We start from the raw sequence: 14,114 nt of genomic DNA, 5'->3' as shown, positions 1-14,114 counted from the left end.
GGGCCAAAGGATCGCCGTCCATTCGACGGTGATTGCCAGGGCACTCACGATCTAATTTTGAACCGGCAGGTCCGAGCCTCGGACCGCTCGACGAGCCGGTCCCCTTCCGTTTACGACTGCCAGACGGTCCGCGTCTACAACCATTATGTACGGCGCTTTGCCGATCTATCGGCGAGAGCCGTTCCAGCCAGCTCGATCAGTCCAAGCCGGATGAGCCCTGACTAGGTTTTGGAGTGGTCGCCGATCGCGCGGAGGTTGTCGATGTGGGACCGCTGGCCGTCGTCTTTGCGCCAATCGGCCGAACCAGTGCCCGCGTGCCATCCACCACGAACACTCCGCAATCGTAGTCGGTCCCCCGACGGCCGCGCTCGTCGGCAAGACGATCGGCAGATTGACGATAGTCGGCGCGCTTTCTGGTCCGGCGGCCGTTCGCACAAGCGATCGGGGATTCGGTGCTAACCGCTGGCGGTTGTCGGTTTAGCGGTGCTTCATGTAGGCCGCTTCTGCGGTTGCCGCCGTCGTGCAAGCCCTCCGACCTGTGATCGAGCGCGGTCGTCTGTCAGGTCTTTCTCTTTCGACGATTGCAGAAGCCGTCCGCCGGTATGGTGATCCACGGGCCAGGTCCAAATGTCACCTTCGTACGGATCGGCTGTAGCTGGCTGTTCTGATCCAACCTATTCGATCGTTACACCCATTCGATTCGTCGCCTACCAGCGACAGGTTATCATCGTGATTGATAGAGCATCTGACGATGGTGATGACTACTGGATCTAGTAGGTTTGTTGCTTTCCGGCCTGAGCTAGTGGTTAGAGCTGGTTTGACAGACGCCACGCGCACCAAAGTGCGCGTCGGGACAGGAGCAACTCGATGCAATTGACCGCGCCGCACCGCACGTCTCTTGCGGTGATCCTGTTTGCCTGCGGTGTAATGGGGAGCGCGCGTGCCGCAGATCCGCCGCCGCCTACCCAGATCACGACGGCGGACGGCCAGAATGGTGGCGCCGGCCAGACGCCGAGTATGCCGTCGGCGACCGAGCAGCATCGCCTGCCGCCGGACTCCAGCACCAGGCATACGCTTGAGCTCCCTGGGCGGACGCTTTCTTTCATCGCGACCGCTGGCTCCATCCGCTTGTTTGACGATAAGGGCAAGCCGCAGGCCGACATCGCCTACACCTCCTATCAGCTTGACGGCACCGATCGCGGCACTCGCCCGGTAACATTCTTCTTCAACGGCGGACCGGGCTCATCATCGGCCTGGCTGCAGCTCGGCAATGCCGGACCGTGGCGGCTGCCAATCAATGCTGACGAGGTCACGCCATCGACATCGCCGGAAGTAAGGCCAAACGCAGAAACTTGGCTCGATTTCACCGATCTGGTGTTTCTCGATCCCGTGGGCACCGGCTTTAGCCGTTTCGTGGGGACCGGCAAGGATGTGCGCAAGCGGCTCTATTCCGTTGAGGGCGACGTCAACGCGCTCGCGCTGGTGGTTCGCCGCTGGCTCGAAAAGCATGACCGGCTGTTGTCGCCGAAGTATCTCGCGGGTGAAAGCTATGGCGGCATTCGCGGGCCAAAGGTTGCCCACCAATTGCAGACGCGGCAGGGCATAGGCATCAAGGGCCTGATCATGGTCTCGCCAGCATTCGATTACAGCCAGTTTGCCCGCACGAGCCTACTGCAATACGTCGCAAGGCTACCAAGCTATGTCGCGACCATGCGTGAAGCCGAGAGCCCGGTGAAGCGAGCCGATCTCGCCGACGTAGAAGCTTATGCTCGCGGCGAATTTCTGGTCGACCTCATCAAAGGCCAGGCGGATAAGGAAGCGACCACGCGTCTGGCCGACAAGGCCGCGGCGCTGACCGGCATCGACCAAGCGGTCAGTCGCAGGCTCGCGGGCCGCTTTGGGCTCGCCGAGTTCCGCCGTGAATTCGACCGTAAGAACGGCAAGTTAATCGGCAATTATGACGCCTCAGTGCGTGGCCTCGATCCATATCCGGAGTTCGATTTCCAGCTGTCCGGCGATCCCTCGAGCGATACGCTCCTGGCGCCTCTGACCAGCGCCACCGTCGATCTCCTCACGCGCAAACTTAATTGGCGACCGGATGGGTCCTATGAGCTGCTCAACGACACGGTCCGGCCGGCTTGGGATTTCGGCCGTAGCCCTCCGGAGTCTCTTTCGGAGCTGCGCCAGATCCTGGCAACGGACCGCAAGATGAAATTGCTGGTCGCGCATGGCCTTTTTGACCTCGTCACGCCGTATTTCGGATCACAGATCGTGCTTGATCAATTGCCGCCATTTGCCTCCACACCGCGTGTCAAACTTATGGTGTTTCCGGGCGGGCACATGTTCTATTCACGGGACGCCTCGCGCCAGGCTTTTCGTGCGGAAGTCGAGGCGATGATGAAGTAAGCCGACCAGGACCTCGTCACAGGCAAGCTCGCGCTCCACAAGCATCTTCAATCTTGCGCTAGTGCTGCCGAATCCTGGCGCCTGTTCCGACGCCAGACCCAGCCAGAACCTTCGGGCAATCGAGGCGGTCCTGGATGGATTTGTGCCTGATCATCCAGCAGTGCCCTGGACTGTTTGAGATTCCGGCCATCGAACGGTTTTGTCTGTCTCGATGGGAATTCCGCTCCGATCTGGCGCGCACTCGAGTGCGCTCAACAGCATTGCGCTGGCCGCAATTGCAAGCGACAGGAGGTTCCGGCTCATCTTGCGAGTCGGCGAGCACCCGGTCTGATACCGGGAGGCATCCTGCCCGGCGAGGCGCATATTCAGTGCTTCGCGCTACGGCCGGGAGCCAATCCAGCGGGGCTCGATGAGATCCCGCTTGATGTAGTCAGCCCGTACGGGGCGTGACGCCTGCCCAATCCCTTTTCACGCTGTCCATTCCTTTTCTGAAAGCACCATTGGCCTCCGACCTCCGGTGTCACAGCAAAGCCCGCTCAAGAGCGCGCGCGATCTCGATGGTGTTTAAATATGATTATTGAGCGCACAATCGAGTATCGTTGGGAAGGCCGGGCGCTCTCGATCGGAATGGCCAGCGCGGGAAACGGTCCGGACGTTAGGGGTCCTTACGCACACCTACGCTCTCGGCCAGCCCGACCGCAGTGCCGGGCGAGTACCAACATGCCCAAGTAACGGCAGTATCCGCAAACTTTGCTGTCTCTTATGTTGTGGGCTTAGTCGGGCGGAATTGTCATCTGAGAAGACACTGAAGATGGCGCACCTTGTACCATCTAGCAGCGCACCCTCGTACGCGAAGAGGACGCGGCCGCTGTCCCCGCGAGCGGCCGGTGCACGAGACCTCCATCCTATTCTCTGCTTGGTTTGTTTTCTGTTATTAATGCTGCACGCACGACGGATCGGTCAAACAAAAGAAGAGATCGCAGATACCGTCCAACGGGTCATCCGCGCATTGAGGATATGACGTATCGGCTACCTGCACCGTGGTGGTGACCCGTTGCGCGGCAACCTTCGCAGCAAAAGTCGGCACCGCCGCCGTTCCAAGCGCGAGGGCGCTCGCAGTCACAAACACGAATCTTTTCATTCGAGAGTCGCTTCCCTAGGTTGGCCCCAGCCGTCCTTCAAGGACTATATGACTACGCCACAAGTGGTAAAATTGATTTTCTTGATTGGGTCCATCTACGGCATGGATAAGCTCGGACATCGCGGCCGCCTTGATCTTAAGTCGCGCAGAACGAGCGACGCTGCTTATGGTCTGCCTCTCGCTCCGCTCCGAAATGGCCGACGCATTTCTCGGAGCATCGAACATCACGTGTTAACCCCGACTATGTCGTCCGCACCGGACCAGTGAGTTGCATTGGTTCGAGGCCCGACGTGTGCTGCCAACGGCCCTACGTCACCTTCCGTGATGAGATGGACAAGCAATTTCTTCATGTCCAAGATGGCGACTGGGGAGATCGCTGCAATTCCATTCTTTTGTTCGGCTGCGCTGCAGGCCGCACCACACGGCTTCGACCGACTCGAGCACGGTGGCATGCTGGCAGGGAACAGGACTACATTCCCGGCTAGAACTTGCCATCGCCGCGATATAGTTGTTGAGGGCGGCCGATCTTGTAGCGCATTGACTGCAAGCGCCAATGCCCATTTTGTCTTTCCGAGCTGAGGCGGCGGCGCGCCGGTTCTTGCCGCCGAGGGTTTTCATTGCAACTCGAATCGTTCGTAGCCTTGCCGGGGTTGGGTGGCAATTCTCGCGGTCGCGCGGCGCCTTAGTGATGTGAGCTTAGGCTATTCGCGGTGTGTTGCGGATGCCTGGCTCGAAGTGCACCGCGCGGGCCTTGTTGGCGACAAGCGCCGCGCGCCCGCGCGAATCCTCGCCGCTCGGTACAGTCGCAAGGACTGGATTTTCTTCAAGCAATGAGTCGTCCGTGAAGAATGCGGATTGATCTGAGAAATAAGCAGAATTGGTCTTGATGTAGCATTCAATTTTGTAGGAAAGGGGGATATTGGACCTCGCTTTCTTGCGTTTTTGGTTTTGCTTTTGGGCGATTCGTGATTCCCTGACGGCGTCGTCGACATTGCGAATTGCGATGAGCAAGCCGCGGGATGATCGCCAGAAAGACTTGTTGCTTCCGCCGCTTGATCAGATCATCGACATGGGTCATCCGCGGGTGCGGTCGGCAGCGCTGATCGACTGGAACATCGTGAATGAGCGCTTCAGTTCAGCTCGCCTATGTGGTGAACGGCGTCTGACGCGTGCGTTACGACAATGAACGCGGCAAGGGCGATCGTCGCCATCTGGATGGCAAGGAAAGCCCATATGCGTTTCGTGGGCTGGAGCGGCTGCTGGCGGATTTTTCGCGCGACGTGAATAAACGGAGATAGAGCATGCGGACGGTTATCCTGAGCGTCGAGACACAAAGCGACGTGATGCGCCGCATCCTGGCGAGTGCGCACGGGCAGCGTAAAGCCGGCGACGACCGAATTTCGTTCGAGAGCGTCAGCGATCTTTGGCGAGTGCTTGCGCCCAAACGCATGGAAATTGTGCGCGTTATGACCGGAACCGGCCCGCTGACGATCCGGGAAGTCGCACGTCGGGTCGATCGTGACTTCAAGGGGGTCCACTCTGACGTGACCCTGCTACTGGGCGCGGGGATTTTGGAGCGCACCGAAAGTGGGGGGGTGGAATTTCCCTATGACCGCGTGCATGTCGAGTTTGACATGATGGCGGCGTGACGTCGCCGCCCGTATCAATAGTCAGATTGAACAGCGCAGTCAGACAATGCCGTCCCTGCTCAATTATCCTTGACGTCCGACCGCCCGTGCGCTGGCCTGTTCAGGCGGCCCGAAAATCGTCTGGCTCGACCGGCGCATCGAAGAAATAGTTGTCAGTCGCGGCATAACGCTTCTGCTGGCGTGCCCAGTCGTAGTGACCACGCATCAGCGTGCCCATGTCGTGAAGGAAACGCCGAAGCTCGGCACCCGCCCAAGGCGTGATCCGCGCCTCCAGGTCGAGATACTCGCGGACCACATCATTGTGAATGCGCACCGTATTCGTAATGGCTTCCTGTTGCGACATGCCCTGTGCGATCAGGATGTTCGGCAGATTCCAGATTACGCCGATTTCGCGGGGGAATGACATGACGTCGTTGCATAGACCGAGGACGATACCCACGAGAGTCTGTAGCCGTCTGACCTCGACGCGCTGGTGCTCGTTGGCCGGCACCTCGTATCCGGCGACGATATCGGCCAGCGCGCAGGTAGGTGGCGCGCCGGAAAAGCTGGCCCGGCCGAGCAAATACTCCTGCACACTTGGCGGCGGCCCGCTCATGTCGAGTCCCAGCTGCCAGATGGTGCTGAGAAAATAGCACGTCATACTTTCCATCCAGCGCACGTATTGCATCGAGCTGCTCACCTTCTCGATGCGTTGCGCCATGTCGGTGGTCGCCTCTCCCGTCCTGAGGCAAAGTTCGGCATACTCAGCCGGAAGGCCGCGGACAATCTCCCCGCACATCGACCGCCAGTCGTATCCGCCCGGATCGGTCAAGATCGCCCTTAGCCAGAGGTGGAATTGTGCAAGTCGGCCCGGCGAACCGTGATACGCGCCGGTCTCGCAGAAGTGCTCGTCCACCAGGAACATCCACGCACTCCAGATCGATGCAGCCAGGAATGCTTCGCGGTTCCTGCAATGATACATCCGGCCGCATACGTCGGCTGGGCCGAGGCTGCGCAGCATGGCTTCACCCTTGCCGCCGCGCCCGACGAGCGCATAGCGGACCGCCCATTCCACGACTTCGGCTTCCACGGCGTCGGTATTCGGATCGCGCTCCTCCGGAAACGGATAGTAAAACGCTGGAAGACGCAGCTTGCTGCCGAGCAGTGTGCTGTTGGGGAGGAGCCTGCTTTCCGGATTGCTCAAATGTGCCGATTGATTCATATGCGATCTCCGGGACGTATCGTTACTTTCGATTCTGTCGCTTCTACGCCGGCGGCGAGCCCGCATGGCGATGCCACATGTACAGCAGGCCGTTGACTTCGTGCGCGGGCCGGCGGTGCCCGAGCGAGACGCGCCGCGGCCGGTCGCCGCACCCCGTGCGTGCGCATGCGCCTTGCTTGTCGTATGCGAATGCGTGGAACAGGCAGACGAGATGATCTTCGCCGTCGACGCAACCGCCGTAGCCCAAATGCGCGTCGAGGTGCAGACACTACGTCTCATATACCCGCGCGTCTGTACGATAGAGCATGGCGTCCTCGTTCATCAGACGCGCGGCGGCGACTTCGCCCGGCCGGATCTTGTCGCTGGCCAGGATCGCGAACCATCCTTCGGGATAGGAGACGTCATTGCCCGAATCTGCGATGCCGCAACCGATAGACCGTGAGCGCCTCCTCGAAATCCGCGCGGCTGAAATCAGGCCAGCAAACCGGCGTAAAATGAAACTCGGAGAATGCACACTGCCAAAGCATAAAGTTCGACAGCCGCTGCTCTCCGGACGTCCGGATGACGAGATCCGGATCGGATTGCCCTGCCGTATAGAGCCGGCTCGCGATCGATTCAGGACCCAGGTCAGTTTGCAGCGTGTCCACGGTGCCGGCCGTGAGGTGGTCCGCGATCAGCGTCCTGATGGCATGCAGCAATTCGAGGCGGCCGCTGTATGCGACGGCGATGTTCACGTCGAGCCCGGCAATGCCTGCAGTATGGCACTCGGCGTTGCGAATGCGGCGCTCCGCATCGGGCGGAAGACGGGACAGGTCGCCGATCGCGCGCAGGTGCCAGAGGTGGCTGCATGCAAGTTCCTCAAAAACATCGGCGATGACGGTCAGCAGTGCGTGCAGTTCTTCCGGATCGCGAGTGAGGTTTTCTGCGGACAGCGGCCACAGAGTGACTATCGGAATGCCGGCCTCGCTGCACCACGATAACAGGGCATGAACGTTGCGTCCCCCTGCCCGGTAGCCTTCGATCGACTGCAGGCCGAGTCGTTCCGCCCACCGCCGGTTGCCGTCGAGGATGACGGCAAGATGCCGAATCGCTACGGGTCGATCGGACAACTGCGCATCGCACCGGTTCGTCGCGCACGCGTCGGAAGTAGCCAAAGCGGTGACTTGCATCATCAGCGCTCCCTCAATTGATCACGAAGACAAGAGGCTTCCTTCGCGAATGCATTGCGCGCTCCGGCGGGATAGCTCGGCGTGACGGTCGCTTGATCATTGAACGGTCTTCCTAGTATCTTAACTATTCAGCGGCAGGTACAAACTACCAGCTATGGGGGGGGCAGCGATTGCTCCGCCGCCGCCGGCCAACGCGACTGCGGCGATGCCCATAGAACTAAATTCGAATAGCGGCACTGCCAACCTCAGAGCGACCGACGTTCAGAACCTACCCTGCACATCCCTTGGTAGATTTGCTCAGCATTAAAGACCGTGTAGCCCTTCATGAAAGGAATCGCCCGTTCGGCTTCGTCGCCGGTCTCGGAATTCGTCTCTTTGCGAATGATCTTGTCGGCATAGACCACGAGCGTTCCGGTTTCGGCTTTGCGAATGTGGGACTCGGACGAAGGTAGATCGTGCCGTCGGCGCGCCGCTCGACCGTCATCTCGGGATTGCCGAACGAGATCGGACGAAGCAAATGCGCGCCGGCGAGCGGCGAAGGCCTATCAGGCTTTGCGCTCATGTCGGCTTCACCTTAGCGGTTGTCAACGGGCAGCGAACTTTCCGTAAGAATGGGCTTCCAAATTTCCCTAGGTGACGGTGATTGTGGTTCGGGGATCAGCCGCTATCGGGATCGTTATTGGTCCTTCCGGGTGGGCGGCCGCGGCGCTTGGGCTGCGGCGGGTTTGTGAGCGGGCGCGAGCGGACGTTTTCCGGTACGAGGGCAGCGTGCTGGCGAAGCCGATAGCTCGATCCCTCGATTTGGATAACAACTGCGTGGTGAAGCAGGCGATCAAGCAATGCTGTGGCGACGACGGCATCACCAAAGACCTCGCCCCATTCGGCGAAGCCGCGGTTCGAAGTGAGGATCATCGCGCCTTTTTCATAGCGGGCGTTGACCAACTGGAAGAACAGATTGCCGCCGCCGGGCACGACCGGGAGGTAACCGATCTCGTCGACGACAAGGAGGAGGCGCGGGCGAGGAACCGCAGGCGCTCGCGCAAAGTGCCTTCGCGTTCGGCTTTTGCGAGGGTGGTGACGATGTCGGCGAGCGTGGCGAACGCGACGCTCTTTCCCGCCTTGACGGCCTCGACCGCGAGCGCCGTCGCGAAATGGCTCTTGCCGGTGCCGGGTGGCCCAAGCAGATGGACCACCTCGGCGCGGTCGATGAACTTCAATTCGGCAAGCGCCAGGATGCGATTGCGATCGAGCGAGGGCTGGAATGCGAAGTCGAAGCCGGCGAGCGTTTTGACGGTGGTCAGGCGAGACATTCTCAGCGCGGTGCTGACACGGCGATTGTCGCGCAACGTCAGCTCCTCGACAAGCAGCTGATCGAGCGCCTCAATCCAGGTGACCTCACCCTGTTCGACTCGCCGCAGCGTAGTGTCCAATATTTCCAGCGCACGTGGCATCCTGAGTGCGACCAGGCTTTTCTTGACGCTGTCGATCGCTGCCGGTTGCGTGTGGATGGTCATGGCCGGCCTCCCGAGTGGGCGAGCCGTTTGCCGACAGCTTGGTAAAACTCCAACGACCGTCGTGGGATGTGATCGCCGGCCCGACCGGCGAGGGCTTCGGACACGCCAGGTCGCGACCTGGATCGGTTGACGGCCTGGCGATGCTCGGGGGCGACGCGAGTTCGCCGGCGGCCTTCCAGAACGGGATGGACGGCGACGATTTCGCCTTGGTCGAGAATGCGGATTACATCAGGCAATTGCTGCACTTCGACAATGCGCCGCGTACGGTCTGGTACGCTGTAATAGTTGCCGCCGATCGACACGAGCCCGTCGTGGCTGACACGGCGCTCGAGTTTGAGCAGCGCGTCGAACGGCCCTGCCGGCAACGCCTGCAGCTCGGGTCTTTCGGCGGCAAACGCCTCAGCGACGACTTTCTGCGTGGTGCCATGCACGCGTACGTTCGCAACCGTCGCGAGCCAGTCATCGAGCTGGGTGTTGAGATCGTCGAGATTGCGGAAGCTGCGCGCGAGGAAGAAGTCCTGCCGGATGTAGCTGAACGGACGCTCGACCTTGCCCTTGGTCTTGGCGCGGTACGGCCGGCAGACCCTCGGATGGAAGCCGTAATGTTGTGCGAGCGCCAGGAGCGACCGGTTATAGACGATGTGACCATCGCCGTCCTCGCCCGTCACGGCCGTCTTCATGCGGTCGTAAAGGATCTCGATCGGGACACCGCCGATGACCGCAAAAGCCTGTATGTGGCAGCGCAGCAGCGTCTGCAGGTCCTGATGCATGACGAAGCGGGCGAAGATGAACCGCGAATGGCCGAGCACCATCGAGAACAGCCAAATGATCCGTGTCACACCGGGCTCGTCGGTGAAGATGGTCACGAAGCGAGCAAAGTCCACTTGCGCCTGCTTCCCGGCAGGCGTCTCAAATCGCACCTCAAAGGGTTTAGGTGCGTTGTCGGGACGGATCGCAGCCGCGAAGCGTTTCACGGCCGTGTAGGCGCCGGTGTAGCCACGCTCGCGAAGCTCGCGCGTTAACCGGATGGCACTCAAGTCGGGGAATGCGGCGATGCGCTCGCGCAGATAGTCCAGATAGGGTGCGAGTTTGTTCGGCCGGCCAGCCTGGCGAGGGCCATAGGCGGGTGGCTCGAGACCACGCGCGATGTATTTGCGGATCGTTTTCGGGTCGCGCCCCGTGCGCCGGGCAATCGCGCTAATCGACAAGCCCTGACGGTGAAGGTCCAAAATCACGATGAGATCTCCAAGCTGGATCATCCGTTCCGCCCCCCGAATCACTTCGGGACAGGATCGGATGCGGAAAGCCTGAAGGGGCCGCAGCGCTCCGGTATGTGGGGCCTACGCGCCGCGGCCCCTTCAGGCTGGGATGCCAGCTAGGGAATTTTCGATGCCCATATTTGGGGAGTATTCACCGCCCAGTGACAGCGGTCTTGCGATCAAGGAATGCGTGGATGCGCCGCTTGGCTTCCTTGTCGCTCTGCGCGACGGTCGCCATCAGGGATTGTATCAAAAGCCCGGTCTGCGGATTGGCCTCCGCGATCATCGGCAACGCCTGAAGCACCGCGAAATTTGTCAGCGGCGCGTTCGCGGCGACCCGTTCGGCAAGCTCCAGCGGGGCCATGGGCGTCGCCTCAACCGTGGCTGGCGGGCTCACCGACCATACTATGTTTGTCGATGGGCAAGTTCGCCCTGATCAAGCACCAGCGCGATGCCCACGCCAAGCAGTTCAAGCGCGCCAACCGGGCCTTGAGGACGCTGCGAACCTATCTCGGCCGCGTCATCCGCGATATCACCCGCAAGCTCGAAGGTAGCGTCGGCTTGCTTCATGAGATCGCGCTCGACCGCATGCTGGCGCTGGCGCGAGGGGTGCTTGACCAGAAGCAGCGCAGCGAGGACCGAAGGTCTACTCGCTGCACGCGCCGGAGTAGAGTGCATCGGCAAAGCAAGTTGCACCGGCCCTACGAGTTCGGCGTCAAGGTCTCGGTCGCCACGACGCTATCGCCGGCCTGCGGCGGCCAGTTCGTCACCCATGTGAAGGCCTTGCCCGGCAACCCCTATGACGGCCACACGCTCAAAACCGTGATCCGGACATGGAGGCGCTGATCGGCAACATCATCGAGCGCCTCGTTCTCGACAAAGGCTATCGCGACCACAATGCGCCACCCGACTACAGGTTCAGGGTGTTCATCTCAGGGCAGAAGCCAAACGGTGTCGTCGCGCTCGGCGTGAAGGGTCTATGGTTGGTCCGCCGTGAACCCAACGGGCAAACGTCCGGCGAGACTTGGCTTTCGGATGGTTGGCAAGCCAGCGAGATAATCATCCCCGCCGGTTTGACGAATCGACTTCGCGATGCACAATGACGCCGCCTATCCGTTTGCATCTCTTGGATAAGGCTACGACGGCCTCAGCATCTTGGCTTCCACGGCTGCCAGAAGGTGCTGGGGCTTTTCGTTCTTCCTTAAGTTCCTTCGGCCCATGAGGTCGGAGCTGCTCCTCTTCAAAGCGGATGGCGAGGCGCTCCTGCCAAGGTACAACGCGGTACGAAGCCTTACATAGGCGTACCGCAGCCATGTACCTTTCAGTCGCCATCACACTTTAAAGTAACGATGGCATCGCCGATAGACGATGCCTCCGTAGCCCGGACACCTCGGCAGGGCTGTCATTGCGTAGGGGTGCGATCTCATGACAGCAATCCGTATCATGGGTCTGGCCGATCTTTACAGTTCGACGCTAAGCCTCCCAACCGCCCGGCAGCATGACCTTGCTTTTGATTTCCCGGGCGATCTCACTGACGATTTGAGGCCGAGCGTCCGCTCGGCAGCGGCATCGCCCGTCAGACCCTCTTCAGCGAGCCGCTCGTTCAGGCGAGTTTGAAACTCATCGCCCATCGCGCGATGAGCCGATCTTCCATCCCTGCATGGTCATCCGAGGCAATGCGCCCTCAGCACGGTGTCCCAAGGATGCCAACGTGTTGCCAAATAGTCCGCAAAGCCTCTAGCTTCCTCGCCCGGCACCGTCGCCATGGCCCTGGCAACGTCGTCTCGGGCGACGTGAGAGACAGTAAGAAAGCGCACGCAGCTCCAATGGCTCGCGCAACGGGATCTGGTAGGCGAGGTAGACCTCGATATCATTGATCGGCTCGGACCGGCCAAGGGCTACCCTCTGGCGCACTAGCGCGCTATTTCATCCAGCGCCCCCAAACGGAATATGACACGGCCATGCTGGAGACCTGCTCAACCAGCCTGCGACGCCCTCGTGTAGCGGCAGGGGCCCGGCCTCCATCGGTTCAAACGAGAAAAGGATCTGCGAACCGGCATAGTCGTCGCCACGCATGACCGTCGTCAGATTGGTCTGCGACACCTCGTGCAATGATGACTGCGTCACCGTCGCGCGAAGCTCGTTGTTGCTCTGCTGGCATTGCCGTCAGACTCGCGCATGAAGCTCTGCAGACTATAGCGGTGCTATAATGGGATCTTGGCGAGCGAAATACCCTGTCTTCAGTCCGACGACAAGCGCGGCGAATCTGAAAACGGTACAGGCTTCGGGGGAAACTCTGATTGTCGAAGTGCGGTACGCGGCCAGCTCCACCGCTCGCCACTTCGATCGGACTATCATAGATGCCGCAAACGCTGCTTCCGATTTTTTTTCGAGCATCGCAACAAGACATATCGCCTTTCTGGATCTTCTACCTCAGCCTCTTGTCTCTGACTTTCTGTATGGATTCGATTCGCTAGCGGTCCGATAGTCATCCAGATTCCCGCCCAGAAACAGTACCTCCCGCTCCTCAGTTGGGGTATCGCTCACCCATGCTAGACTGGGTTCATCATTCTCAGTCCCGTCCTCAAGAATCCTGACGATCTCTTCGGCCGTCCAAGTGGTGACCCTCGGCACCGTGTAAGTGTGCAACTCGTTCGCGTTTTCCGCGATTGCTTTGGCGCCATACCCGTCGTCATCGTCCGGCGAAACGAGCAGTTGTGAAGCGTCCTCGGACAGTGATACAAAAGGTGAAGAATTGGTGTCCCCTCTCATGTGCTCTGCCGCTGCGCGACCCAGATCAAGTTGTTGGCCTCCCCAAATATTCCAGGGAGCGGCGTCGTAACGCAAAGCCGCCATGGAACGCAAATGGTCCAACGCGCTTTGACGGTCCAGCACATGTGGCTTGCAATGGCTGGCGTGGTCTTGAAAGCGCTGCAGCTCCGCGTACGACGATGCCACTACGTCGTCGTAAACGCGACCACTATCGACGCCGCTGGCTGACGGCCTAGTCGCGCTTGACCATTGTGCTGATCTTTGCGCAGCAAGTTCGATTTCTCTTCTGAGTTCCGCAACGTTTGCGCAGGTCAGCGTTGCGGCAAGCTGAGCGCGCGCTCTGACAAAGGATGCAGCTGCGCACCGTTCGTTCTCCTGGATAGACTGCGCTCTCACATTGCCTTCCGTCACAGTGCGGGTCGATCCAGTCCCGGGTGAAGCTGATGTTCGAAGGATTGGCTGAGGCTCTCTAAGCCGCCGCTCAAAGTCTGCTTGCCCTGTCTCTTCCTGTTGCGGCTCGACGTAATTTGTCCGAGCCGCGGATGGGTCGACATTGTGAAATGGGTCCATTCCATTTTTCCTTTGGTAGCCTTATCGACATCAATCCAACAAAGTTGATCCGATTTGAGCGAGTCACGAGTCAGAAATCGAGACGCGCGCAAATGTCTGTAAAATGATCGGATCTGGTTTCTCGAACGGTTCGGTATGTTGAGGGGAGGCAGCTCCTTCTCTTCCAGATTTTGGTGAGCCCATCAAACTTGGCCCTTGTCTGGATAGAGATGTTCGTATGCTAGAGGGCTTAGCTGTCGCTCAGCTGACCAGCTTCATTGGTCGTCCGTGAAGAACCCAGCACTTCAGCTCGGGGCGAGGTGAAGTCGGAGGATGAGGTGATCAGCGCAGACCTCGAAGCGGCGCTGACAGCGCGCCGAGGCGCTCGGGGGAATGGCGTCGGCCGCCGCCCGCGGATAGTGTGCGTCAAAATCACCCGGTTGTTGCTCCAATA

At 60.1% G+C, this 14,114-nt stretch carries 11 protein-coding genes and 4 pseudogenes; 4 read left to right on the top strand and 11 right to left on the bottom strand.

The features are described 5' to 3' along the window. The first annotated feature begins 867 nt into the window (after window positions 1-867). A complete protein-coding gene (locus P6U30_RS11915; RefSeq protein ID WP_280980478.1) occupies window positions 868-2,406 on the top strand; it encodes a S10 family peptidase in 1,539 nt (512 codons plus the stop codon). A gap of 934 nt (window positions 2,407-3,340) precedes the next feature. On the opposite strand, the gene P6U30_RS11910 is transcribed toward P6U30_RS11915, so the two are convergent. Both P6U30_RS11910 and P6U30_RS11905 read right to left on the bottom strand, forming a co-directional pair. Then, on the bottom strand, window positions 3,341-3,547 hold the full coding sequence (locus P6U30_RS11910; RefSeq protein ID WP_280973038.1) for a hypothetical protein: 207 nt from the start codon (window positions 3,545-3,547) through the stop codon (window positions 3,341-3,343). Between the two features lie 696 nt (window positions 3,548-4,243). Continuing rightward, window positions 4,244-4,558, bottom strand: a complete 315-nt coding sequence (locus P6U30_RS11905; RefSeq protein ID WP_280973039.1) for a hypothetical protein — start codon at window positions 4,556-4,558, stop codon at window positions 4,244-4,246. A 158-nt stretch (window positions 4,559-4,716) separates the two neighbouring features. Between P6U30_RS11905 and P6U30_RS11900 the strand changes: the two genes are divergently transcribed. Then, window positions 4,717-4,845 carry a DUF6516 family protein gene (locus tag P6U30_RS11900; RefSeq protein WP_407169244.1) on the top strand — a complete coding sequence of 43 codons (129 nt, stop codon included), beginning with the start codon at window positions 4,717-4,719 and terminating at the stop codon, window positions 4,843-4,845. A gap of 3 nt (window positions 4,846-4,848) precedes the next feature. Continuing rightward, entirely contained in the window at window positions 4,849-5,196 is a 348-nt protein-coding gene (locus P6U30_RS11895) for a transcriptional regulator (protein ID WP_407169243.1), read from the top strand. Window positions 5,197-5,296: 100 nt separating this feature from the next. Here the strand turns inward: P6U30_RS11895 and P6U30_RS11890 are convergent, their stop codons facing one another. From P6U30_RS11890 to P6U30_RS11860, 7 genes and pseudogenes are all read right to left on the bottom strand, one after another. Then, the gene (locus P6U30_RS11890) at window positions 5,297-6,397 is read right to left on the bottom strand and encodes a terpene synthase family protein (RefSeq protein ID WP_407169242.1); all 1,101 of its coding nucleotides are present in this window, start codon (window positions 6,395-6,397) and stop codon (window positions 5,297-5,299) included. Between the two features lie 43 nt (window positions 6,398-6,440). Further along, entirely contained in the window at window positions 6,441-6,644 is a 204-nt protein-coding gene (locus P6U30_RS11885) for a hypothetical protein (RefSeq protein ID WP_407169241.1), read from the bottom strand. 154 nt (window positions 6,645-6,798) lie between these two features. Beyond that, window positions 6,799-7,569, bottom strand: coding sequence for a polyprenyl diphosphate synthase (uppS, locus tag P6U30_RS11880; RefSeq protein WP_407169240.1), 771 nt, complete (start codon window positions 7,567-7,569; stop codon window positions 6,799-6,801). 287 nt (window positions 7,570-7,856) lie between these two features. Then, window positions 7,857-8,000, bottom strand: a pseudogene (locus P6U30_RS11875) (ArdC-like ssDNA-binding domain-containing protein); the annotation flags it as partial. A gap of 223 nt (window positions 8,001-8,223) precedes the next feature. Then, window positions 8,224-9,017: pseudogene (gene istB / locus P6U30_RS11870) on the bottom strand (IS21-like element helper ATPase IstB). 59 nt (window positions 9,018-9,076) lie between these two features. After that, the gene (gene istA / locus P6U30_RS11865; RefSeq protein ID WP_407169239.1) at window positions 9,077-10,339 is read right to left on the bottom strand and encodes an IS21 family transposase; all 1,263 of its coding nucleotides are present in this window, start codon (window positions 10,337-10,339) and stop codon (window positions 9,077-9,079) included. A gap of 151 nt (window positions 10,340-10,490) precedes the next feature. After that, window positions 10,491-10,694: pseudogene (locus tag P6U30_RS11860) on the bottom strand (enoyl-CoA hydratase); the annotation flags it as partial. A gap of 56 nt (window positions 10,695-10,750) precedes the next feature. Between P6U30_RS11860 and P6U30_RS11855 the strand changes: the two are divergent. Further along, window positions 10,751-11,283: pseudogene (locus P6U30_RS11855) on the top strand (IS5/IS1182 family transposase); the annotation flags it as partial. Between the two features lie 720 nt (window positions 11,284-12,003). On the opposite strand, the gene P6U30_RS11850 reads toward P6U30_RS11855, so the two are convergent. Beyond that, the gene (locus P6U30_RS11850; RefSeq protein WP_407169238.1) at window positions 12,004-12,105 is read right to left on the bottom strand and encodes a hypothetical protein; all 102 of its coding nucleotides are present in this window, start codon (window positions 12,103-12,105) and stop codon (window positions 12,004-12,006) included. A gap of 667 nt (window positions 12,106-12,772) precedes the next feature. Continuing rightward, window positions 12,773-13,297, bottom strand: coding sequence for a hypothetical protein (locus P6U30_RS11845; RefSeq protein WP_407169237.1), 525 nt, complete (start codon window positions 13,295-13,297; stop codon window positions 12,773-12,775). Window positions 13,298-14,114: the final 817 nt, after the last annotated feature.

It is taken from the genome of Bradyrhizobium sp. ORS 111 (assembly GCF_045571485.1).
GTDB lineage: Bacteria > Pseudomonadota > Alphaproteobacteria > Rhizobiales > Xanthobacteraceae > Bradyrhizobium.
The sequence above is the reverse complement of the archived record's forward strand: the minus strand, read 5'-3'. Positions and strand labels throughout refer to the sequence as shown.

Coding starts and splice junctions, on each gene's coding strand:
- P6U30_RS11915 (WP_280980478.1), top strand. CDS start 868: ATGCAATTGACCGCGCCGCACCGCACGTCTCTTGCGGTGATCCTGTTT.
- P6U30_RS11910 (WP_280973038.1), bottom strand. CDS start 3,547: ATGAAAAGATTCGTGTTTGTGACTGCGAGCGCCCTCGCGCTTGGAACG.
- P6U30_RS11895 (WP_407169243.1), top strand. CDS start 4,849: ATGCGGACGGTTATCCTGAGCGTCGAGACACAAAGCGACGTGATGCGC.
- P6U30_RS11890 (WP_407169242.1), bottom strand. CDS start 6,397: ATGAATCAATCGGCACATTTGAGCAATCCGGAAAGCAGGCTCCTCCCC.
- uppS (WP_407169240.1), bottom strand. CDS start 7,569: ATGATGCAAGTCACCGCTTTGGCTACTTCCGACGCGTGCGCGACGAAC.
- istA (WP_407169239.1), bottom strand. CDS start 10,339: ATGATCCAGCTTGGAGATCTCATCGTGATTTTGGACCTTCACCGTCAG.
- P6U30_RS11850 (WP_407169238.1), bottom strand. CDS start 12,105: ATGGCGACGGTGCCGGGCGAGGAAGCTAGAGGCTTTGCGGACTATTTG.